This window comes from Microcoleus sp. Pol12B5 (assembly GCF_036701335.1).
In the GTDB taxonomy this organism is placed as follows: Bacteria; Cyanobacteriota; Cyanobacteriia; order Cyanobacteriales; family Microcoleaceae; genus Microcoleus.
In genome coordinates, this window is sequence record NZ_JAUBQQ010000001.1 from 99,204 (window position 1) to 120,092 (window position 20,889).

General features: G+C 44.5%; 20 protein-coding genes and 2 pseudogenes. 11 read left to right on the forward strand and 11 right to left on the reverse strand.

The features are described 5' to 3' along the window. The first annotated feature begins 431 nt into the window (after positions 1 to 431). Together QUA24_RS00330 and QUA24_RS00335 are read left to right on the forward strand one after the other, a co-directional pair. The gene (locus tag QUA24_RS00330; protein ID WP_333226330.1) at positions 432 to 1,070 is read left to right on the forward strand and encodes a bifunctional 4-hydroxy-2-oxoglutarate aldolase/2-dehydro-3-deoxy-phosphogluconate aldolase; all 639 of its coding nucleotides are present in this window, start codon (positions 432 to 434) and stop codon (positions 1,068 to 1,070) included. Positions 1,071 to 1,164: 94 nt separating this feature from the next. Then, a complete protein-coding gene (locus tag QUA24_RS00335; RefSeq protein ID WP_333226332.1) occupies positions 1,165 to 1,686 on the forward strand; it encodes a L,D-transpeptidase in 522 nt (173 codons plus the stop codon). 124 nt (positions 1,687 to 1,810) lie between these two features. On the opposite strand, the gene QUA24_RS00340 is transcribed toward QUA24_RS00335, so the two are convergent. Both QUA24_RS00340 and QUA24_RS00345 read right to left on the reverse strand, forming a co-directional pair. Next, positions 1,811 to 2,638, reverse strand: a complete 828-nt coding sequence (locus QUA24_RS00340) for a DUF1963 domain-containing protein (protein WP_333226334.1) — start codon at positions 2,636 to 2,638, stop codon at positions 1,811 to 1,813. Positions 2,639 to 2,712: 74 nt separating this feature from the next. Further along, positions 2,713 to 4,302: an Hsp70 family protein gene (locus QUA24_RS00345; RefSeq protein ID WP_333226336.1), complete on the reverse strand. Its 1,590-nt coding sequence runs from the start codon at positions 4,300 to 4,302 to the stop codon at positions 2,713 to 2,715. A gap of 373 nt (positions 4,303 to 4,675) precedes the next feature. Here QUA24_RS00345 and QUA24_RS00350 point away from each other — a divergent pair, with 373 nt between their 5' ends. Beyond that, positions 4,676 to 5,395, forward strand: coding sequence for a CPBP family intramembrane glutamic endopeptidase (locus QUA24_RS00350; protein WP_333226338.1), 720 nt, complete (start codon positions 4,676 to 4,678; stop codon positions 5,393 to 5,395). On the opposite strand, the pseudogene QUA24_RS00355 reads toward QUA24_RS00350, so the two are convergent. Further along, positions 5,385 to 5,603 (reverse strand): annotated as a pseudogene (locus tag QUA24_RS00355) (ATP-binding protein); the annotation flags it as partial. The gene QUA24_RS00350 and the pseudogene QUA24_RS00355 overlap by 11 nt on opposite strands. Positions 5,604 to 6,964: 1,361 nt before the next feature. Here QUA24_RS00355 and QUA24_RS00360 point away from each other — a divergent pair. From QUA24_RS00360 to QUA24_RS00385, 6 genes are all read left to right on the forward strand, one after another. Next, positions 6,965 to 8,116 (forward strand): glycosyltransferase family 4 protein, encoded by a 1,152-nt coding sequence (locus QUA24_RS00360; RefSeq protein WP_333226340.1) that lies wholly within the window; start codon positions 6,965 to 6,967, stop codon positions 8,114 to 8,116. A 281-nt stretch (positions 8,117 to 8,397) separates the two neighbouring features. Continuing rightward, positions 8,398 to 8,535: a hypothetical protein gene (locus tag QUA24_RS00365; RefSeq protein WP_333226342.1), complete on the forward strand. Its 138-nt coding sequence runs from the start codon at positions 8,398 to 8,400 to the stop codon at positions 8,533 to 8,535. A gap of 26 nt (positions 8,536 to 8,561) precedes the next feature. Further along, positions 8,562 to 9,686 (forward strand): glycosyltransferase family 4 protein, encoded by a 1,125-nt coding sequence (locus QUA24_RS00370; RefSeq protein WP_333226343.1) that lies wholly within the window; start codon positions 8,562 to 8,564, stop codon positions 9,684 to 9,686. A 105-nt stretch (positions 9,687 to 9,791) separates the two neighbouring features. Further along, on the forward strand, positions 9,792 to 11,162 hold the full coding sequence (locus QUA24_RS00375) for an O-antigen ligase domain-containing protein (RefSeq protein ID WP_333226345.1): 1,371 nt from the start codon (positions 9,792 to 9,794) through the stop codon (positions 11,160 to 11,162). Positions 11,163 to 11,606: 444 nt separating this feature from the next. Then, positions 11,607 to 12,401, forward strand: a complete 795-nt coding sequence (locus QUA24_RS00380; RefSeq protein WP_333226347.1) for a WecB/TagA/CpsF family glycosyltransferase — start codon at positions 11,607 to 11,609, stop codon at positions 12,399 to 12,401. Between the two features lie 201 nt (positions 12,402 to 12,602). Then, entirely contained in the window at positions 12,603 to 13,046 is a 444-nt protein-coding gene (locus QUA24_RS00385; protein WP_333067855.1) for a DUF4079 domain-containing protein, read from the forward strand. 92 nt (positions 13,047 to 13,138) lie between these two features. Here QUA24_RS00385 and QUA24_RS00390 read toward each other — a convergent pair whose 3' ends face one another. Both QUA24_RS00390 and ubiG read right to left on the reverse strand, forming a co-directional pair. After that, the gene (locus tag QUA24_RS00390) at positions 13,139 to 14,047 is read right to left on the reverse strand and encodes an alpha/beta hydrolase (RefSeq protein ID WP_333226349.1); all 909 of its coding nucleotides are present in this window, start codon (positions 14,045 to 14,047) and stop codon (positions 13,139 to 13,141) included. 371 nt (positions 14,048 to 14,418) lie between these two features. Next, positions 14,419 to 15,264, reverse strand: coding sequence for a bifunctional 2-polyprenyl-6-hydroxyphenol methylase/3-demethylubiquinol 3-O-methyltransferase UbiG (ubiG, locus tag QUA24_RS00395; RefSeq protein ID WP_333226351.1), 846 nt, complete (start codon positions 15,262 to 15,264; stop codon positions 14,419 to 14,421). A 228-nt stretch (positions 15,265 to 15,492) separates the two neighbouring features. Between ubiG and QUA24_RS00400 the strand changes: the two genes are divergently transcribed. After that, positions 15,493 to 16,224 (forward strand): TIGR04283 family arsenosugar biosynthesis glycosyltransferase, encoded by a 732-nt coding sequence (locus QUA24_RS00400; protein ID WP_333226353.1) that lies wholly within the window; start codon positions 15,493 to 15,495, stop codon positions 16,222 to 16,224. A 13-nt stretch (positions 16,225 to 16,237) separates the two neighbouring features. On the opposite strand, the gene QUA24_RS00405 is transcribed toward QUA24_RS00400, so the two are convergent. The 4 genes from QUA24_RS00405 to QUA24_RS00420 form a co-directional block, all read right to left on the reverse strand. After that, positions 16,238 to 17,290 (reverse strand): acyltransferase, encoded by a 1,053-nt coding sequence (locus QUA24_RS00405; RefSeq protein WP_333226355.1) that lies wholly within the window; start codon positions 17,288 to 17,290, stop codon positions 16,238 to 16,240. A 238-nt stretch (positions 17,291 to 17,528) separates the two neighbouring features. Next, complete coding sequence (locus QUA24_RS00410; protein ID WP_333226357.1) at positions 17,529 to 18,215, reverse strand: DivIVA domain-containing protein; 687 nt, start codon at positions 18,213 to 18,215, stop codon at positions 17,529 to 17,531. Continuing rightward, positions 18,098 to 18,676 carry a pantetheine-phosphate adenylyltransferase gene (coaD, locus tag QUA24_RS00415; protein WP_333226359.1) on the reverse strand — a complete coding sequence of 193 codons (579 nt, stop codon included), beginning with the start codon at positions 18,674 to 18,676 and terminating at the stop codon, positions 18,098 to 18,100. The genes QUA24_RS00410 and coaD overlap by 118 nt, the downstream gene beginning before the upstream one ends. A 175-nt stretch (positions 18,677 to 18,851) precedes the next feature. Beyond that, positions 18,852 to 19,679: a M15 family metallopeptidase gene (locus QUA24_RS00420; protein WP_333226361.1), complete on the reverse strand. Its 828-nt coding sequence runs from the start codon at positions 19,677 to 19,679 to the stop codon at positions 18,852 to 18,854. 55 nt (positions 19,680 to 19,734) lie between these two features. Here QUA24_RS00420 and QUA24_RS00425 point away from each other — a divergent pair, with 55 nt between their 5' ends. After that, positions 19,735 to 19,878, forward strand: coding sequence for a hypothetical protein (locus QUA24_RS00425; protein ID WP_333226363.1), 144 nt, complete (start codon positions 19,735 to 19,737; stop codon positions 19,876 to 19,878). Positions 19,879 to 20,125: 247 nt separating this feature from the next. On the opposite strand, the gene QUA24_RS00435 is transcribed toward QUA24_RS00425, so the two are convergent. Both QUA24_RS00435 and QUA24_RS00440 read right to left on the reverse strand, forming a co-directional pair. After that, a complete protein-coding gene (locus QUA24_RS00435) occupies positions 20,126 to 20,494 on the reverse strand; it encodes a transcriptional regulator (protein ID WP_333226365.1) in 369 nt (122 codons plus the stop codon). Continuing rightward, positions 20,487 to 20,827, reverse strand: a pseudogene (locus tag QUA24_RS00440) (type II toxin-antitoxin system RelE/ParE family toxin). The gene QUA24_RS00435 and the pseudogene QUA24_RS00440 overlap by 8 nt, the downstream one beginning before the upstream one ends. Positions 20,828 to 20,889 lie beyond the last annotated feature (62 nt).

Below are 20,889 nucleotides of genomic sequence, written 5' to 3' on the forward strand. Positions count from 1 at the left end.
ATAATTGGGGTGATTCTGGGATTGTCTGGAATCGCCCCGATTTTTTTATGAGTGCGATCGATTTTAGATTTTCAATGCGGGATTTTAGCTTTAATCTCAAAAATGACCAAGTAATCAGACATTCAACCTACCTTTTTCCTGAAGCTGGCGCTTAACTTCTTCCCAAGGAAATCTTCTTTCATCTTTTCTAGATTCAATAATATGTTATTTGAGGTCAACAATTGCAGCGTTTTTTGGGCTAGATTGTCAGTTCAAAACTGAACGCCGCCGATATTGTAATTTGCCATATATCGAAGTTAGTAACCTGTATTAAAATTATATGCGAGTCAGAATGATATGAGTTTTAAATTGGGAGCGCTCCCCAATTTAAAATCTTCGAGGCTCGCGCTCACGCCGAAATCTAAAATGTAAAATCTAAAATCTAAAATTGTATGAATCATCAATCTTGGTTGACACTACTAAAAAAACACCGTGCGATCGCAGTGATCCGTTCTTCCGAAAAGGAACTTGCTTGGCAGATGGCAAAAGCGGTAGCAGCCGGAGGAATCCAGTTTATTGAAATCACTTGGAATACCCACAAAGCTGCTGAGTTAATTGCGGAACTCCGGTCGGAGTTTCCTACTTTTAGTATTGGGACTGGCACTTTATTAAACTTAGAACAGTTGCAGCAAGCAATAGACTGCGGCGCTCAATTTCTGTTTACTCCGCACACCGATTTAGCGATGATTAAAACAGCCGTTGACGCCGGAGTGCCGATCGTCCCCGGTGCTTTTTCTCCTACGGAAATTGTCACCGCGTGGCAAGCAGGCGCTACCTGCGTTAAAGTATTTCCGATATCGGCTTTGGGAGGCGCGGCTTACCTGAAAAGCCTGCAAGGCCCCCTGGGAAACATTCCTTTAATTCCCACGGGCGGGGTGACGCTGGAAAATGCCAAAGTATTTATTGATGCCGGGGCGATCGCCGTTGGTTTAGCCGGAGACTTATTTCCTAAACACTTAGTGGAAAATCGCGATTGGCGCGCGATCGTCGAAATTGCACGAAATATTACCCAAAACTTAACAACTTGTTAAGCCCTGTTTCCCAATCCAACATTTCAAATCTACAATCTAAAATAGGACAAGCCAATCTAAAACCTAAAATCTAAAATAGTACGAGGTGTGAGAAATGAACAGGATTATTAACTCAAGTTACTTCCGTCGCGCCGGAACTTTCTGTGCCGGCTTCGCCCTCACTTTTGCTACATTCTGCGGCGGTTCAATGACCGCATTTGCCAGCGAACAGCACAACATAATTGCCAATAAAATTATGCTGTTGCAGCAATCCAGCGAACGCTGGATAGAAATAGATTTGTCAAGACAAAGGTTAATAGCTTGGGAAGGAAATACACCCGTTTACGCGGTGATTATTTCCAGCGGCAAATCATCGACTCCCACCCGCACGGGAACCTTTGCCGTTGAAACCAAACACCGCGTTACTAGAATGACTGGGCCGGACTACGACGTACCCGACGTTCCCTATACAATGTATTACGACGGAGGCATGGCAATTCACGGCGCTTACTGGCACAATTTGTTTGGCAATCCCGTTACTCACGGCTGCACAAATGTAGCTGTCAATCACGCTAAATGGCTATTTGAATGGGCCTCGGTGGGAACACCCGTGGTTGTGCACAAATCTGAAATTTAGACCCTTGGGCATTGGGCATTGGGCATAGTCAAACACTATTCAATCTGTTAGAACCCCTACTTCTTAAAGAAGTCGGGGTTCTGGGTACTATGTTTTTTTAGGTGTGCTTACTTAACTGCTGCTTTTAACAACAATCCCAATTGTATAAAACTTTACTAAAATCTAATTCTCTGAGTGCTGATTCATCAATAAAAAAGTTACCGACACCACTGTCTCCCCACATGATATCTACTGTCTCATTGGCATCGCTATCCATTTGGAATAGAAGAATATCTAGCTTTTGTTTTTGCTCAGATGTATTACTATATTTTCTTAAGTCGTCTTGTGTAAAATAAGGATAACCACCTATTTTATGACCAAAGGAATGCGATATTTCTCGGTACTCATCCTCAATTTCAGAGTTCATAAATAACTCTTCAATTTCCGATCCTAAAATTTGTGGAAATTGGTAGTCACTGGTACTAATCGGCGCATATTTTTTAGTAAATTGCAAGCCGTAACAGCCCTGAACAGGAAAATATTCTGGTTCCGGCAAAAAATCATAATTGGTAATGATGTTTTCAACTTTGAAGTCGGGCTGAGGAAAATAGACTATTTTGAATTGGTCTTCGATTGTATGATTATCTGCATTGGCAGAATTGTCCAAATTTAAACCATATAGGTCATCGTCAGCTATATAGAACTGTAAGATACCCCGATCGGGAAAACCATCTAAAGGCGGTATTTCATCAAAGTTGAGTTGCGCTAGCAAAAATAAATATTTACCGTCACAAGTTTTGGGATATTCAAAGCCTTTAGGTAAATAGGGCAATCCCCCAAATTTACTCTGCCACCAATTAACGTCATCATTATTCTGGGTTTTAATTTCGATGTAAGGTTTAATGGTAGCTTCGATGCTGTCGCGATACTTTTCTAGTTCGGGAGAGAGTGGAGATTCTAGTTTGTAGTTCATTTGCTTTTTAAAATTTGTTTTCAACGCAATCATTCAGGGTGCGCCGAAGCGCACCTTACCTGTAAAACCTATTCCTAACTTAGCTGCACCACGGGTTTATCCTCTAACAAAGTTTCATTTGTCAGCAAATCTTCCACGGTAATGCGTAAAAAGCGCTGTTCGTCAACGCGGAAGAAGATTTTGATGCGATCGCTCCCCGGATACCCAGGCGGCGTCAATTGAGCGATGCTGCGGGCTCCTTCTTTATCATTTAGGGGCTGTACCGATGTTTTTGCCACGAGTTGGCGAGTAATTAGTCTGTCGCCGTCAAAATATATCTCCGTGCCGCCAGTTTCCGCTCCCAATTCGCCGATAATTAATTCTATACTTGGCTGACTTTCTAAAGAAGCCCCCAAGACTAATTCTACCGGTTCGCTCATCGGATAAGATTGGCCGGATTTAATTAAACTGTGCCAACTGTGGCAATTGTCGCGGCGGTTCCAGTAGCGAATGCCGTAACTGTGATAGAGAAAATCTTTGATTTCTATGCCTTGACTCAGTTGCAGAGCACCTTGGGCGATCGCCTCAAAGGGTTTGTCGCAGCGAATTTTTGCCGGATCGAAATATTGCTGCACCCAACGCCCGACAGCGGGAATTTGTACAGTACCGCCAACTAGCAAAACTGCGTCGATGTCGCCAATTTCTAAGCCTTGGCGCCGCGCTTGCTGCAATACTTGATTCATGCAGTCGTCCAGTTTGTCAAAAAACTGATGTTCAGCGAGGATAGATTCAAAACGAGTTCGGTCTAATTCTAATTCGTAACTCTCAAAATTTTCGTCATCAAAATAAACCTCAACTGCCTGATTTACTAAAGATAACTGAATCTTTAACCGTTCTGCTAATCTCGTTGTAATCGGAGATTTTGCCAGCCCTTTTGTTTTAACAAAATAGTCAACTATCCAATTATCAATATCAGAACCGCCTAAATTTTGTCCGGCTTTAGCCAAAACCCGGGCAACTTTTGTTTTTTGCGCTGAAGATTCAGCTAATAACTTTTCGCCCCACTTAAGAATAAAACCGAGGGGCTTTTTGTCGGCGGAAGCGTCCAAACGCACTAAAGAAAGATCGAGAGTTCCGCCGCCGAAATCAATTACTAACAGATTTTCGCGATCGGCTAAACCGTAACCCAAAGCAGCCGCCGTAGGTTCGTCCAACATCCGCACCTGTTCTACTTGCAGAGATTGAGACACTTTGCCCAACCAATGGCGGTAAGCTTCAAAACTATCTACAGGCACTGTAAAAATCAAAGAGTCGATCGGCAAAGGTACTTCGCGAATTGAGTTTACAATTTGGCTCAAATACCACTCGCCTACTTGTTCAAAAGTAATAAGTTGCCCATCAACTTCCGGCACAAAACCCTGAACAGAAGTGCCAATTCCCCGCTTAAAATTGCGAAAAAACCGAGAATCTCCACTCAAATCCAGGCCTTTGTCGCGGACTTGCTGACCGAGTATGACTTTACTTTGAGCAGCGTCCTCAACGTAGAGTAAACTGGGAATTAGGGGCGGATTTTGAGCCGAGATTGCCGACAATCCCGGTAATTTTAAAGTTTCGGGCTGCTGGAGGACTTGATTCCAGCGAGCGACGACGGTGTTGCTAGTTCCAAAGTCAATTGCGATCGTCATTCAGCCAAAATACACAGCTACTAGGGATTAGATTATATTATGGTATTTAGAGCCACAAATGCAAATAGATTCTCAAATTGTGCTTGAATAAAGATTTTGTTACAACCGGAACAGCTTTCGCGGCGGAGTCTTCAATTTTGTGCAACTGCATATTTTTATTTGCAACAAATAAGCGCCACTTTTATAAGCGACACAAAACTCATCCCCTTTTAGATTTTATATTAAAACCTTGAGAATGACTAACTGCATAAGGGTTGGGAATTTGGGCATAAACTTGCATTGTTTCTTGAAAATGGTATAATCTCTCCGCCGTCGCAATTTTTTACCTTTGGTATTAATCCAGTTTTGTAATGAAGCGTGAAAAATGTTGGACATGGGCGATCGCAACTCAGCACTATTGGCTTTAACACTGCTTGTCCCTGCCGCTAGTATCGGTATCATAGCAGCCTTGTATATTGCCCCTGGAAGCTGGGGACAAACACTGTCAGTCTTTTGTCAAGTTTGGTTGTTGGTTTTTCCGATCGCCTGGTCTGTTTTTGTCGATCGCGAAAAGCTCAGTTTATCCCTACCCAAGCGCCAAGAAGTGCTGGCTGGATCTATTTGGGGAATATTCATGTTTGCGGTAATTCTGGGTATCTATAGCCTTTTCGGTCAGCAGTGGATCGATCCTGTACTTGCTAAAGAAAAATCGTACCAATTAGGTATTAGCAGCCCTACTATTTACTTGATTGTAGAAGCATATTTTGTGCTAGTTAACTCGCTGATTGAAGAATTTACTTGGCGGTGGTTTGTCTGCAACAAGTGCCAGATTCTCATACCAGGCACAAAAGCAATATTTCTGAGTTCGCTATTTTTCACCCTCCACCACATTTTTGTAATAGCAGCTTACAGCGACTGGCAGGCTGTGCTATTAGGTTCATTAGCTGTCTTCGCCGTCGGGATAATTTGGTCGCACTCTTATGTGACCTACCGTTCGCTTTGGTCGACTTATATCAGCCACGCGATCGCAGATTTAGCCTTGGCAATTATTGGTTGGCAAATCCTTTTTAACTACCTGCTTTTTCAGCGACTATCGTCGGCAATTATACAGTAAACATTGACCCTTTTCCCAACTCATTCTCCCGACTAATATCTCCCCCCATCATCTGACACAATTTCTGGCCGATTGCCAATCCCAAACCCGTACCGCCGTATCGGCGAGTAGTAGACTCGTCCGCTTGCGTAAAAGCTTGAAATACTCTCTCAATTTGCTCTGTATTCATTCCAATTCCAGTATCGCTGACTGTGAAACTAATCCCTTCTTCAGCAGCCGGAATATCCGAACTCGGCTATTGAATGATGCTGTGCAATAATCGAAGTTCATATCTTCCCATCGGCAGATGCTTTCCGTTAAGGCATCTGATTTTAATTCTACGTTTTGTTTTGCTTGCGATCGCATAATTTTAGCTGCATGAAAACTGGCCCACATATCGCTACAAGCATCGGCAGCCGGGCCCCCAAGATCACACCGATTGTCATCTGGAATTGCCAACTTAGGAAAAATTATGCTTTCATAACATCCAATTTTTTGTAGGCGAAATCGTTTGATACATACCACGAGGCTGCTGCTACTGCTTAGGAGTCAAAGTTTGCACGATATAGGCCGATCCCCCTTGAGTATTCCTTTGATCTTTATAGGGTCATTTGATAAGTTGCTGCTCAAGTTTTGTTACGGTAATTACTTAGACAGGAATTGGGCAGGAACGCTACATATACTCTGCCCCGCAGTGGCAGTCTCTTGTGGGAAAATTTTCAGGCGATCGCCTTTTATTAACAAATTTAAAACTCAGGCAGCTAATTAAATTTATATCGGTGAAACTCTATGTTCTGTAGCACGATTGGGCAACCTATTTTTTCAAACTGTGGACGCATCAACCAGGTTTTTTCATGAACATACGACAAGTGAGGGCGAGGGATATCGCTTGAAAAACAGGGTTTCTCCCCTCATTCGCGCGTCCACAACGGTCATTCGCGCGATCGCGCCCCTGCTGGTATTGGAGAAAACCACCATCTCTGAATCTTGACCAAATAGGATATTGTATCAAGCAATACCGACAGCACAGTTACCAAAAAACCACAGCCACTGATTGTATTTAGCTCTGTTGGTTCAATGAGGCAATCAACATTCTCAAGGTAAGAATTTCCCTCTTGAATCGAGTATAAAATTTTGCCAAAAACGGTGTCTATCTACTGCATATTGTTGTTAATGCTACCTTTGTCCCCCACATTAAAAGTTGGCTGATATTCGGTTTCCCGTACATCTCTGTCTGTTTAATCGTAAATGATATTATCTTTAACAGAGGGTGTTGTCTAGCTTGGTGTTTGTCGCGAACAAAGCTCCTATTTGATGAGGTATCTATCTTCAGGAGTAACTTTCGCTGACCTGAAAATTATCCCTCTAGGAACTGTTTCGCGATCAAATAAATCCTTATCATCAATGCAATGACAGTGATATTTTGGCAGATAGATGTTGGGGTGTTGCGAACAGTCGATAAGTTGGATTCTATGTAAACACCAGGAAAGCGGTAATTAATATTCACCCGCCCCTCTTTCCTTTTGGGCTCTAATATCAGCGCTGCTAGCAGCGCCGAGAGCGAGTTAAAGTCGTCAGCGGGACTTAAAAATGAAAATCACCTTTGTTCTTCCTACTCTGTCTCTGACTGGTGGAATACGAGTAATATCTATTTTCGCAGAACTTTTGAGAAAGCGAGGACACTCAGTGTTCGTCATCTCTGTACCCAATCCCCAGCCGAGTATGCGCCAGCAAGTCAAGTCGCTGCTGCGAGGAGGGGGTTGGATTTCCCCACCTGAAAATGAACCCTCATTTTTCGATAACTTAGGTGTAGAACACAAAATTACCGATCGCTACCGCCCCGTAGAAGACAAAGATGTACCTGACGCTGACGTAGTAGTTGCCACCTGGTGGGAAACCGCCGAGTGGGTAGCCAAACTCTCTCCTAGCAAAGGAGCAAAAGCTTATTTTATCCAGCACCACGAAATTTTTGACTATCTACCTCAAGGAAGAGTAGAAGCAACTTGGATGCTGCCAATGCACAAAATTACGATCTCTGAGTGGTTAGTTGAGCTAGCTCGGACTAAATATGGCGATGACCAAGTTTCCTTAGCTCCTCCTAGCGTGAACACCAAACAATTTTACGCCTGTCCTCGCAACAAACAATCGGTTCCTACAGTTGGCCTAATGTACTCTACAATCTACTGGAAAGGAACCGACATCGCCCTCAAAGCTTTTTCCCTAGCAGCCGAAAAGATTCCCAACTTGCGTCTGGTTGCCTTCGGTGTAGATGCTCCATCCTCGGAATTGCCCCTACCGGCCAATGCCGAGTATGTAATTCAACCCGACCAAGACAAAATCAAAGACTATTACAGCAAATGCGATGCATGGCTGCTGGCGAGCCGATCAGAAGGCTTTGGCTTGCCAATTATCGAAGCGATGGCGTGCCGCACTCCCGTCATCAGTACCCCAGCAGGTGCTGCTCCTGAAATTTTGAGCGGCGGTACTGGCATACTTGTAAGACCAGAAGATCCCCAAGAAATGGCAAAAGCCATAGAGTCTATCTGTCAGTTGCCAAATTCCAAGTGGCAAGCCATGTCTGAAGCCGCCTATGCCAAGGTAAACAATTATACTTGGGAAGATGCCACGGATCATTTTGAAGCGGCATTGGAAGTTGCTGTAGACAAATCTAAAAACCGCGAGGTTAACATAGATTGCTTTTCTCCCTACTATGCGGACAAAAAAATTCTGGTTGGATGCTAAGTGCCGCGCTGCCATTTGAAATTCGGCGCTACGGGCGTTTTCGGCGCCGGATTCTGGGGAGAAACTCAATATCGTTTGGTGGGGTGCTTCTGCTACAAATAAAATCGCCTGTGTCCTGTTTTCTACGCAGCAGTCTCGACACGAATTCTGACCGCAGCGACGACGGACTAAAGGTTATAAATTGATCTGCCAAAATCTTAACTAGAGGGCAATGGAGGTTTTAAGGCTGGCTCCGTTACCGGTTAAACTTGTCTTGTCATCAAACATCTCCCGATTTGTAATTGGGAAAAGTCCCTGACGACAAAGTTAAGATCGGCTCGACTATCGAGTTACGATCGCCTCCTGCAGAGATCCGCACCCCGCAGAAAAGCCAAACAGAGGCTGGTAAGTGCGAAGTTGCTGGCATGGAGGAGTTTTAACCAGTATCCATCTTCCGTATCTATTCATGAAAATTACTTTTGTCCTTCCTACCCTTGGTCTTGCAGGTGGCATGAGGGTGTTATCTATTTACACAGAACTGCTGCAAAAGCGAGGACACAAAATATTTATCGTCTCTCAACCCCCGGGGCAACCGACTTTGATCCAACAATTGCGATCGTTGCTCAGAGGTAGGGGTTGGCAGTCCGCTCCCAAGAAACACCACTCTCACTTTGACAAGGTGGATGTCGAAACCCGAGTTCTCGAAACCAACCGTCCAATTACCGACCTGGACGTGCCTGATGCCGATATCATCATGGCTACTTGGTGGGAAACTGCCGAGTGGGTGGCAAAACTCTCTCCGAGCAAAGGAACAAAAGTATATTTTCTCCAACACTACGAGGCATTTGAGTACGTACCAAAAGGTAGAGTAGAGGCAACTTGGCGGCTGCCGATGCACAAAATCGCTGTGGCCCAGTGGCTGACAGACCTAGCTCGGAATGAATACGGCGATTTGTCTGTATCTCTCGTCCCTCCTACCGTGGACACCAAACAGTTTTACGACCCCCAGTCGCGATCGAAGCAGCCGCGAGGCAAGCAATTAGTTCCCACAGTCGGGATCTACTATAGTACAACTCCTTGGAAAGGCTGCGATATTGCCCTGAAAGCTTTGTCTATAGCTGCTAAAAAAATTCCGAACCTTCGTTTAGTTGCATTTGGTTCCGGCGACGATCGTCCTCTTCCCCATTTGGTGCCAGAGGATACTGAGTATAATAAGGAACCTACTCAAGACCAACTAAGAGAATTTTACAGCAAATGCGATGCTTGGCTGTTTTCCAGCAGATCCGAAGGCTTCGGCTTGCCAATTTTAGAAGCTATGGCTTGTGGCACTCCAGTCATCGGCACTCCTGCAGGTGCGGCTCCGGAACTACTTGCTGGCGGGGGTGGCATACTTGTCAAGCCAGAAGACCCAGAGGATATGGCAAAAGCGATCGAGCAGATTTGTCAGTTGCCTGATGCCGAATGGCGCGCCATGTCCGAGACTGCTTTGGAGACGGTAATAAATTATACTTGGGAGGATGCAACTAATCTCTTCGAGGCGGCACTGTACACTGCTTTGGAGCGTCAGGCACAATTAACGAACAAGATGTAAAATTGACGTTGATTTAAAAGAGTGGGGTTGGGCGATCGTTTAATCGAGAATTTTTATCGGGCAATTTGAGTTGTCTTTCTACAATTTTCCTGCCAAAAAAGACCTATGGTTGCATTAATCCCACTTGCTATGTTCGGCTTTATTCCAGTCGTTTTTTACCTGTTTGTGAGGTTTCCGGCTCAGCGGGCGGTAATTATAAGTTTTGTAGCAGCGTGGCTTTTTTTACCGCAAGCTTCTTATCCCATCCCCTCATTGCCACCGTATACCAAAATCTCTGCCGCTTGCTACGGGATTTTGCTGGGGACTCTTATCTACGATACTGCGCGCCTCACCTCTTTTAAGCCCGGTTGGCTGGACGTGCCAATGGTAATTTACTGTTTGTGTCCAATTATTTCACAAGTTAGTAATGGTGGCAGCCCGATTTCTCCGACTATCAACCAAATCGTTACTTGGGGTCTGCCTTATTTTTTAGGACGCTTGTATGTGGGTAGTTTAGACGGGCTGCGACAATTAGCGATCGGCATTTTTGCAGGTGGGTTAGCCTACATTCCTTTTACTTTAATTGAAGGGGTTAGGGGCCCAATTCTGCACCAAATGATTTACGGCGTCAATGCCTTTGAGGACTGGGGTCAAGCAAGGCGTTTGGGGGGGTGGAGACCAGTAGTGTTTATGCAGCACGGTTTGATGGTGGGCCTGTGGATGATGACAGCCGCCTTAATTGCTGTTTGGCTGTGGCAAACTGGGACGCTCAAAAAGTTTATGGGCCGTAACATCAAGACTTTAGCAATTATATTAACTATAGCTTTTTTCCTGTGCCGTTCTACTGGCGCCTACAGTTTATTTGGAATGGCGTTGCTCGTATTATTCTCTGCCAAGATTTTTCGCACCTCTTTGCCCTTGCTCTTGATAATTGGATATATAGTGTTTTATCTGTACATAGCTGCATCGGGTCAATTTTCGAGCCAAGACGTGGTTGCATTCATTACTCAAATATTTGGCGAAGAACGAGCCGCCTCTTTGAAGTTTAGATTTGACAATGAAGAGATATTGGGGGAAAAGGCGCGGCAAAGATTTATGTTTGGCTGGGGAGATTCCGGCGGAAACCGCGTGTATAACGAGTACGGTGATGATATCTCGGTCACCGACAGCTTATGGATTATTGCATTTGGCATCAACGGTGCAGTCGGTTTAGTTAGTTTATTTTCTTCAATGTTACTTCCTGTTATCGTCTTTTGCTTGTTCAAATATCCCGCCAGAACCTGGTCTAATCCCAAAGTAGCCCCTGCTGCCGCCCTGGGAGTAGCCTTAAGTATGTACGTGTTTGACTGTGTTTTGAATGCTATGACTAACCCGATTTTTGCGCTGATTGCTGGAGGAATATCGGGTCTCGTCTTAAAAGCTCCAGAAAGTCTTAAGGCAAAGAAAACCAGTTCGCCACCAAGAAGACAGGCGCTGGTTCACCAAAAATCCGGATGATTTTCCTGAAGGCGATCGCTGCTTCACTGCAAGCTTGACACTAGGTTGCCTTCCCTGGAGACAAAAACTAAAAAATCTACCACTTTTGGATGAAATCCAGTTCGGAAGTTGCCAGATATTTTTCACTAGGTTAAACTTTTAATCTCATAAACTCTTTTTTTTACATTCATATGCCATGCTTCAACAAGTATTAGCACTGGATGGCTGTTTACTTGGAACTGTGTTGCGACTTATAAACTTCAAAATTGGCTTTATACACTTTTTCTAAAACGAGCTGATTCTTTACATAATCTTTAAAAATCCTGACTAGACAGGTAGGGTCTAGGAGGATATACTGAGAAAAGTATGTTCAATGAAGCGCCCAAGCAGTGAAAACACGAAACTGTATTGCGGGTTATAATAGTTTGAGTTGTAGTTTAATATAAAGCAGGAAGGGAATAATAAATGAAAACAGTTAATTTATTGAATGTCTCGATAGATAACTTCTCAATAACAGAGTTGTTTGAAAAACTCGACTCCGAAGGCGGTGTTGTATTTACGCCAAATGTAGACCACTTGATTAAGTTGCAGTATGACCGCGACTTCTATGAAGCTTACAATAAATCTAGTTATAGAGTCTGCGACAGTCAAATATTGATGTATGCCTCGAAGTTTTTGGGTACTCCTCTCAAAGAAAAAATTTCAGGTTCGGATTTGTTTCCTGCCTTTTATATGTATCACAAAGATAACGATAAAATTAAAATATTTTTGCTAGGAGCGGCTGAAGGTATTGCTAAGAAAGCCCAGGAAAAAATTAACCAAAAAATTGGTAGAGAAATAGTGGTTGAAGCACTTTCTCCTTCTTTTGGCTTTGAAAAAAACGAGGAAGAATGTGAAACAATAATTGACGAGATCAATAAATCAGGAGCGACTGTTCTCGCTATAGGAGTGGGAGCGCCCAAGCAAGAGAAGTGGCTGGTTAAATACAGGAGCAAATTAACACACGTCAAAATTTTCTTAGCCGTAGGTGCAACCATTGATTTTGAAGCGGGTTGCAAAGCCAGAGCTCCCAAATGGATGAGCGAAGTCGGCATAGAATGGGCGTACCGACTGTTAAGTGAACCGAGAAGGTTGTGGAAAAGATATTTGATTGAAGGTCTGCCTTTTTTCCGGTTAATCTTAGAACAAAAATTAGGGTTTTATAAAATGCCTTTCATGGAGAGCAAAACCAGCCAGCTAGAATGGAAAGGTGGCTCCTAAAAAGGTGAGCGACCAATCTCTAGCATAAATTAAGCTGAGTGTCGGAGAAAGTGGGTTTGACTTTAAGGTAAGACTGATGCAATCTGTGGATAGTCCGAGCGCACCTCTCACTTGATCTCAAAATAATTCATTTTTGCTTTCAAGTCCAGGTAAAATCGGAAAGAAACCTTTTGTGGAAAATCCTAATTAGGGATGCAACCGATGAATCTGCCTTCTTTCTTGTGGTTGTGGAAAATAGCGGCTTGGTCAATGGGTGTTTCCCTGTTGGCTTACTTGTTGCTGGCCGTTACTGGAACGTGGATGTTTGCCGCTAGGAGTACCAAACAACCGCGCCCAAAATGGCTGCGTCCCTTTCATTTAGCCACTGGTGCGGGAATGGCAACTTTGGTAATTTTACTGCTGGGAATTGGTGTAGTCGGTACGCTAGGATACTACGGCAATTTGGGTCACTCGGCTCATTTACCGGCGGGGTTAGCTGTTGTGGCTTTGGTGTTGGTTTCTGTTGGAAGCGGGCTGCAAATTGGCCCTAAACATCCTTGGGCCCGCCCCCTCCACATCGGCACTAATTTGGCCTTGTTTGGGGGATTTGTGACTGTGTTGCTCACAGGATGGACGATCGTACAAAAGTATTTGCCGAAAGTTTGAAACCTGTCTATTTGACCTCAAACTATACCAAATATCCAAGGGAAAACATATATATAACATATATATAAGGTGCGCCGCAGCGCACCCTAGGTTTAATTTTTTTGCGTGAGTCCGTTTTTTGTGATGAATTCTAAAATATGTTGCGCGGTAATCTGTGGCTTTTCTAAGTGGGGAACGTGCCCGCAGTCGGGTATCCAAATTAGTTGAGAATTTGCGATCGCCCTTGCAAACTTTTCCGCATCCGCCGTCCCCAAAATCCGGTCTTGTTTTCCCCACAAAATCAGCGCCTGCTGCTGAATTTGCGATAATTTTTCCCCAAAACCACCGTAACCTCCGCTTTTGGTAAACGCAATTAAAGCTTGATTCCAGTTGGGCATTTCCAAGTGCAAAGCAGCACAAGTTTGAGCGTCTTGAGAAGCCAAATTTTTATCGAAATAAGCATTGACGCTAATTCGCTGGCGAATTTTGGGATTGCGTAAAAATGAAGTTGCCAGATACCCTAAAGGAGGAATTAAAAACTTTCCCTTATTAGAACTGATGGCAAAACCTGCGCTATCTATTAACACTAATTGTTTTACAGCTTCTGGATAATTGAGAGTGAAATCAATTGCTGCTGCACCTCCCATTGAAGCACCGACTAAGATTACAGGCTGCGAAATTAGCGTTTTCCAAAAATAGTAAAGGTGACTTTCAATTGCCCTCGCACTGAATGCCAAGCCTGCCGCTCTTTCTGTAAACCCGAAACCCAACAAATCAACCGCCCAAGTTTCATTTTCGGCAGCTAGCAGCGGTAACAGGCGGCGGAATTCAAACAAGGAACTGTCGAAGCCGTGAATTAGCAAAATTGGTGTGTTGCCACTACCTTGGCGCACGTAGGTTGTGGCAATTGGTGGAGAAGATAGGGGAGTTGTAATTGCTGCTTGTTGAATGCTTTGGGCTAAGGCAATTGAAGTAGATTCTGTAAGTTGTGCGATCGATTTTGGCAGAAAACTTGCTGGCATAATTCTTGATAAATTGTGAATCGGTAGGGGCGATGCCACTATGTCCGCCCTAACTTTTAAGTATATATGCTTGGTCGATCGCTATTTGAGGAGTTGGGGCGAGTCATTAAAATTTGATCGATACTCAGTATCCCTGAGCCCAGGCTTAGGTTTGTCGTGCGCTCGCCAATATAGCAATTCTCAATTGCCCGCAATATAGTAAGGATACGGCGCCGTGCCTACGGAATATGTGTATTGCACTCAACAGGATAAGGTGTACCGCTGCGTGCGTACCCTAAAAAATGCAATAGAGGCGGGGTTTAGACGGATTTGTCGATCGCAAAAACCACTCTAAAACCCGCCCCTAATGACAAGAGTCACTAATTAACCGACTAATTCTTCGCCCCTACGCCCACATACATAATCGACGTATCCTCATTAATTTTGATTTTAAACAACCCAGACTTTTTGTAATCAAAATAGTTAGCGATATTAGATATTAGCACTTGAGAAACTTCTTGGAAACTTTCCCCCGAAGGAAATAGCTGCTTTCCACTTGTAAGATTCCCCCAAAAACCGTGCATCTGGGCTAAAATAGCGCCCATTTCTCCAAACATATCAAAACCTTTAATTTCAATCTTGCCGAAACCCATATCGCGCATTACCACAGACAGCTCATCCGGGGTAATAAATTTTTCCCAATCGTGAACGCCCCGCCTAATCTCCTGCAAAATATTTTCCATCAGCCCAATCATCACAACTTGCGAGGAAAAAGTTCGGTTGATTGTATCAAAAAAGAACAGTCCCCCAGGCTTAAGAATCCTGTGAACCTCAGACACAACTTTTTTGTAATCGGCCACGTGTTCCAAAACATCCACGCAGATTACAACATCAAAGGTATTGTCTTCGTAGGGCATATTTTCGGCAAAACCTTGCTTGTAGTCAATCTCATAACCGCTAGTAACTGCGTGATTTTGAGCCGCTACAATACATTTTTGCGATCGATCTATTCCAGAAACAATAGCGCCTCTCTCGGCCATAAACTCGCAAGAAAAGCCTCCGCCGCACCCGACATCTAAGGTTTTCAGCCCTTGCCAATTAGTCGCGTGTCTGTCGAAAAACTCAAATCTGGGTTTGTTTAGATGGTATAAGGCATAAATTTTAGTATTTTCGTCCCACCAATTATCGGCATTTTCCTCATAAAACTCTAAATCATTTTTTACTTCTGTTTTCTGCACGATTTTCTTAGTCCTGATTAGTGGGAATATAGAGGGCGATTGCACTTTTGGCTTATTTTATATAAATGAGACAAACAAACCCGGTTTCTGTGAAAAATCCGAGGTTTCGTGACGAGTTCGCAGGCAGACACCAAGTTTCTGAGTCCGCGCGCGTAAGTTCTATTTTATCGTTAGTTGTGAATCGCCACAGTTTTTTATTATAATATCTCTGGCATAAATTTCAACCAGATGGCTCGCGTTTCTATTATCATCCCAGCCCTCAACGAAGCGAATTGTCTGGAACGCACTCTCCGCCAACTCAGCATCCTTAATCCTCCCCCTTGGGAAGTGTTGGTGGTAGACGGCGGCAGTCAAGACGAAACAGTGGCGATCGCACTTTCCGCCGCCACGCGCGTTATTTCTAGCAGTATAGCCGGACGTTCCGTGCAAATGAACTTAGGTGCTCAAGTCGCCACCGGTGAAATTCTGTGCTTTCTCCACGCCGATACTTTAGTTCCCGACGACATTGTAGCAGTCATCCAGAAAACATTGTCCGATGCCGAAATTGCCGGCGGCGGGTTTATCTCCATGATGGCTGGTTCGCAGCAAACAAGATGGGGTTTTTCCCTCCACAATTACCTAAAAACTTATTACGCGCCGCTGTTATTTCGACCTCATTTATTTTTCAAAGGATTGCGCTTGCTGTTTGGCGACCAAGTTATTTTTTGCCGCCGTACCGATTTTTGGGAATGCGCTGGTTTCGATGCCGCGCTGCCAATTATGGAGGAAGCGGATTTGTGTTTGAAGTTAGTGCGACGGGGAAGACTTAAGTTAGTCAATCGGGTAGTGGAGAGTAGCGACCGTCGAGTTGCAACTTGGGGCGAATTTAAAGCTATTGCGATCTATCTTTCGATTGGTTTTTTGTGGGGTTTTGGCGTTTCCCCAAGGTATCTTAAGCAGTTTTATGAAGACATCCGCTGAACACAAAACCCGCTTAAATTCCAAGAATGTATTGGTTGTATTTTGGTGGCAAAACTTTCTGCAACAGGTAAATAATCGCCCAACAACCTAACAAAGTCCCAGTAAATAAAAAGCCGAGCTTCAGTAGCGGATTTACCGGGTCAATAAACTTATAAAACACTAACAAGACATATTTCACTACTGTCGAATCCAGCAGATATATAGGGAATGAGTAAGCAGCCAATATTTTGACTAACCCAGACACTCTACTGGGAAATGCAATATTCTTAGAAAATGCGAGGATCGACAATACGAACAAAATTGCGTATCCTTGAGCAGATAGTTTAAAAAACGATCGGAGAAACCATTCCTCCGAATTAACTCCACTTTTTAGGTAAAATTCCAAAATGCTAGCTAGATAAAAAAGGATGGTTGCTCCTAAAATTGGCATTTTAATCCGTTCGAGAACGGGTTGAATTCTGTCATAGGAGCTGCCCAAAAATAGACCAGTTGAAAATGGCAAAATCCAACTGAAAATCCAGCGCTCCATCAAAGGTAGAGGTATTGATATGTATTGGAAAGCGGTTAAGTAGAAGAAGATTGTAAAAATTGTTTGAATTGTTAAGCCCAAAGCCAAAATTTTTCTGGGTTCTAAAAATCTTAATTTCACGAGAAGCCACCACCAGCCGTAGCATTGAACAATCACAACGATGAAGTAATAGGGAGGCATCACTGAACCCGTCAAGATATCTCTGAGTAATGAAAGTAAGTCAAGTTTTTGGATTTCTCCCAAATTATTTAAGATGTACAAAGTTACTGACCAAAACAGATAAGGGGGTATAATTTTTGACAGTCTTTTTTTGACTACCAGTGCGGGATTATTTTGATTTTCCAGTTTGTTGCTGAGAAAAAAACCGCTCAACAGTAAAAATGCAGGTACGCAAAATAGTTGAAATGTATCGATCGCCACAAATAAAATTCTGCGATCGCGAAATGTAAAGAACCCAGCATGAGTAATCACCACACTGACGATCGCTAAAGCTCGGATCAAATCAAATTCAGCAAACCGATTAGAAACTTTTTGCATGGTAAAAATTAGATTGTAAAAATTGGAACCCAATTAAGAATTTTTTGTCTGATGAGTTTTCACCAAACTCTAGCATAAAATTTTATATCTGCTCCTATCTTCACAAAACTTAGGCCGGCAAAAATAAGTCACCGACTGCTGGGACTGAGGAATAAAGACTATAGAGACTATTGCGAAAAAAAATCTACCTAAATTAGGTAGACTTTTAGAAATGTTCAAGCAATGAGTTCACTGTTGGCTAACCGTTGCTGTGATGGATGTGCGACGCAGAAACACTATCCAACTGATCGCGCCCGTTGCGGATCACGCGCAGCATATCGCTCAACTTGTGCTCGATATTATCGAGAACTTGGTCGGCATAATCATCAGCTCCGTTTTGAATTTCCTCGCATTCAGCCATCGCCCTGACTCTCATCTCTTCCAATTCCTCTTGAGCCTGGTAGCGAATTTGTTCGACTTCCGCCAGCGTCGCCTGCTGAATTGCCTCGCAGTCGAGCAAAACTTGCTGTCGCAACTGATCTGCCTCTATCTTCGCCTGCTGGAGCAAGCCCATATCGTTTAAAATTTCTGCTGCTCGCTGTTCTGCTGCTTCTATCACTTGCTGAGCGTAAAGTTCCGCTTCTTGAAGCAAGTCGTCCTTGTGCCGGATGATCGTCTCGGCTTCCTGAAAGGCGATCGGCAAATTTAGCCTCACCAAGTCTAACTGATCAAGCAACTGTTCTTCATCCACCAGAGTGCGTCTGGTCATGGGAATTCGCGGACTGTCGAGAACAATTTCCTCAAGCCGATTCAATTCCCGCTGGATGTCTACTCCTGCGGTTCGGGTGGGATCTCCGAAGGTGGCTGTGTTCTGAGGTGATTCGTTCTCAGTGCCGCGTCCGGTAGTGTCGGGTTCGATGCGAGTTGGTTCCTGCTGGCGTAACATTTGTAAATATCTAGGGCGACGTGTTTCGGAACAAGATGATCTACGGAGCCACCAAACTTGGCTATTTCTTTAACTACACTACTACTTAAAAAGCTGTACTCGTTAGAAGTTGCCAAAAAAACTGTTTCAATTTCACCCAGAAGGGTTTTATTGGTGTGGGCCATCTGGAGTTCCATTTCAAAATCTGTTAATACCCGGAGCCCCCGCAGCAGCACTTTGGCTTGTCGAATCTTAGCATAGTTTACTGTCAAACCCTCAAAACTGTCTACTTCTACATTTTGCAAGTGTTGGGTAGAGCGCCGGATCTGCTCGATCCGTTCCTCTACGGTGAAGAGAGGCGTTTTGCTGGGGTTTCTGACGACGGTAACAATTACCCGATCGAACAGTTTAGATCCCCGCTCGATAATGTCTGCGTGACCGAAGGTAATGGGGTCAAAGCTGCCTGGATAGATTGCAATCACGAGTTTGGCTCAACGAAGTGGGGGAGTGGGGGAATGTGGGATAGGGGGAGAGAGAGTGGGGGAGTGGGAGAGTGGGAGAGTGGCAAAGCCGGAGATATGGAAAATCTTCCTTCTTCCTTCTTCCTTCTTCCTTCTTCCTTCTTCCTTCTTCCTTCTTCCTTCTTCCTTCTTCCCTCTACTTTTTCATGGAATGAGCTTTGTAGAAAGTTTCGAGGCTTTGCTTGTCGCCCACAAACCGCCAATGCCAAGGCTCGTAACTGACGCCTTGGCGATTGTTTTTGGGGAAGGACATTTCAAAGCTGAAGGCGACGGCGTTGGCTTCTAACCACTTGAAGGCTTCGGTATTTTCAAAACTGGGGCTGAGGTTGTGTTCCGGGGCGCTGCCGTCGCCGATGTCGATCGCGTAACCTGTGTGGTGTTCGCTGTAACCTGGAGGGGCGCTGACTTCGGCTCGCTTGCTGGCGTTTTGCCTGCGCTCGGCTTTCACGTCAAAAAATACGTGCTGTTGGTCTTGCAGGGAGCGAAAGCCGGAAATGGGAGCAAAGTAGATGCCTGATGCCGCTGCGGCGTTGACCATTTCCTGATATTTTGCTGCTGCTGAGGTGCGGAGTTTGACGCTACCGTCGGAGGTGACGCTTACCAAGTCTTTTGCTGGTGCTTCTGGGTACGGCAAGTGTCCCAGCAGGTTTTCTGGGATTGCGGGGACTTTGGGGGTGGTAGCTGGACTCGCGACAGACGGAGACGCGGAACTGGTGGGCGCTGAGTCTTGTTGAGTTTGCTCTGCCTGACTGGTGGCTGGGAACAAGTTAAAGTTGAGGTGCAGCCAGATGCTGACCCCAAAGGCTAAGGCGGCCAACCCTAGCAGTTTCCAAATCAGCCCTTTTTTCTTAGACTGACTCTGCCCTGCTTCTGGGTATGGGTGGTCTCGCACTGCTTCTGGAATTTCGTCGGCGACAAGCTCCGAGGCTTGCGGGGGTTTTCTTGACAGACTAGCGTTATCCAAGCCAGCTCCACTCCTGCACTTCAATAAGGCTCAACGTTAAAAATTGTAGACCGATATGGGCGATCGAACAGCTACAATTCGCGTTGAGAATATATCATCTCTTTCTGACCTCGCCCCGTCCCATCCGCCAAATCTCGCATCTGTTGCTTGGGCAGACAGTCGATCGTCCCTGCGAGGTCGAACTGGTTGGCGTTGGTAACGCTGGTTTATTTTAAGTGTAATTTGTTACTGTTGTTCGACAAAATCCCACAATTCTTCGATCGACACATCAAACGTGCGCGCCAGTTTTAGCAGAGCACCGATGTCAGCCATTGCCATACCGGGCGATCAGGCATAACTTTTAACAGTATTGTAGGATACTCCAGAGCGATCGGCTACTTCCTTTAGTGATCGGGATTCGAGCGCGGTTAAGGTCTAATTAGTAGCTTAAAGCTCGATCGCCCCCATCAAACATTACCAACTTCCGCTAACTCAGCACCAGCAAAAGAACCTGACTCTTCCCCTTCATCCTCTTGAGCAACCGCAACTGTTAAATTCAATCCCAAAACCTTCAGCCAATTAGCCAAAGCATAAATTGTCGCACTTCCTTCTCCCGACAACAAAACATCTAATTTTTCCAAATGCAATTTAGCATCTTCAGCAGACATATTTGGTTCGCCCAGTGCCTCAAATACATCTAGAAGTGCTTTTCGCATGATTCCAAATTCCAAATCGCCTGCTTCTTCCTCAAAAATCTCTGTGAGGTAAGCCACAGCAAATAAGGGGTCTTTGAGAGATTTAATTTTTAACGGATGGTAAGGTACGCTTTTAGGCATTTTCTCTGCTCCTGTATTCTCTCCAATATTTCTTAGCTGTGCTAATATCTTGCTCTTGAGTGCTTTTATCTCCGCCACAGAGCAGAAGCACTATAGTTGTTTCTATTTGTCCAAAATAAACGCGGTAGCCCGGGCCAAAGTCAATCCTAAATTCCCAGACTCCCTCTCCCAACGAGCGAGAATCTCCCAGATTGCCATCGCTAACCCGCTCAAGCCTTTTAACAATCTTGGCTTTGCCTTTAAAGTCAAGGGAGAGATTCCAACCACTCGGAAAAAGGAATTTTGCCATCAGGTATCTGAGTACTGCTGAATATCTCTGGGTTGTACTTCCATAAGGTCGATCGTACTTGCACCCTCATCTTAATACCGGCGATCGACCCCTATCAAAGCTTCTT

What these genes read in the sequence shown, in the direction of transcription:
- QUA24_RS00330 (WP_333226330.1), top strand. Translation starts at nt 432, where the DNA reads ATGAATCATCAATCTTGGTTGACACTACTAAAAAAACACCGTGCGATC.
- QUA24_RS00375 (WP_333226345.1), top strand. Translation starts at nt 9,792, where the DNA reads ATGGTTGCATTAATCCCACTTGCTATGTTCGGCTTTATTCCAGTCGTT.
- QUA24_RS00380 (WP_333226347.1), top strand. Translation starts at nt 11,607, where the DNA reads ATGAAAACAGTTAATTTATTGAATGTCTCGATAGATAACTTCTCAATA.
- QUA24_RS00360 (WP_333226340.1), top strand. Translation starts at nt 6,965, where the DNA reads ATGAAAATCACCTTTGTTCTTCCTACTCTGTCTCTGACTGGTGGAATA.
- QUA24_RS00345 (WP_333226336.1), bottom strand. Translation starts at nt 4,302, where the DNA reads ATGACGATCGCAATTGACTTTGGAACTAGCAACACCGTCGTCGCTCGC.
- QUA24_RS00370 (WP_333226343.1), top strand. Translation starts at nt 8,562, where the DNA reads ATGAAAATTACTTTTGTCCTTCCTACCCTTGGTCTTGCAGGTGGCATG.
- QUA24_RS00425 (WP_333226363.1), top strand. Translation starts at nt 19,735, where the DNA reads ATGGGCGATCGAACAGCTACAATTCGCGTTGAGAATATATCATCTCTT.
- QUA24_RS00350 (WP_333226338.1), top strand. Translation starts at nt 4,676, where the DNA reads ATGGGCGATCGCAACTCAGCACTATTGGCTTTAACACTGCTTGTCCCT.
- QUA24_RS00410 (WP_333226357.1), bottom strand. Translation starts at nt 18,215, where the DNA reads ATGTTACGCCAGCAGGAACCAACTCGCATCGAACCCGACACTACCGGA.
- QUA24_RS00405 (WP_333226355.1), bottom strand. Translation starts at nt 17,290, where the DNA reads ATGCAAAAAGTTTCTAATCGGTTTGCTGAATTTGATTTGATCCGAGCT.
- QUA24_RS00435 (WP_333226365.1), bottom strand. Translation starts at nt 20,494, where the DNA reads ATGCCTAAAAGCGTACCTTACCATCCGTTAAAAATTAAATCTCTCAAA.
- QUA24_RS00385 (WP_333067855.1), top strand. Translation starts at nt 12,603, where the DNA reads ATGAATCTGCCTTCTTTCTTGTGGTTGTGGAAAATAGCGGCTTGGTCA.
- QUA24_RS00400 (WP_333226353.1), top strand. Translation starts at nt 15,493, where the DNA reads ATGGCTCGCGTTTCTATTATCATCCCAGCCCTCAACGAAGCGAATTGT.
- QUA24_RS00335 (WP_333226332.1), top strand. Translation starts at nt 1,165, where the DNA reads ATGAACAGGATTATTAACTCAAGTTACTTCCGTCGCGCCGGAACTTTC.
- QUA24_RS00390 (WP_333226349.1), bottom strand. Translation starts at nt 14,047, where the DNA reads ATGCCAGCAAGTTTTCTGCCAAAATCGATCGCACAACTTACAGAATCT.
- QUA24_RS00340 (WP_333226334.1), bottom strand. Translation starts at nt 2,638, where the DNA reads ATGAACTACAAACTAGAATCTCCACTCTCTCCCGAACTAGAAAAGTAT.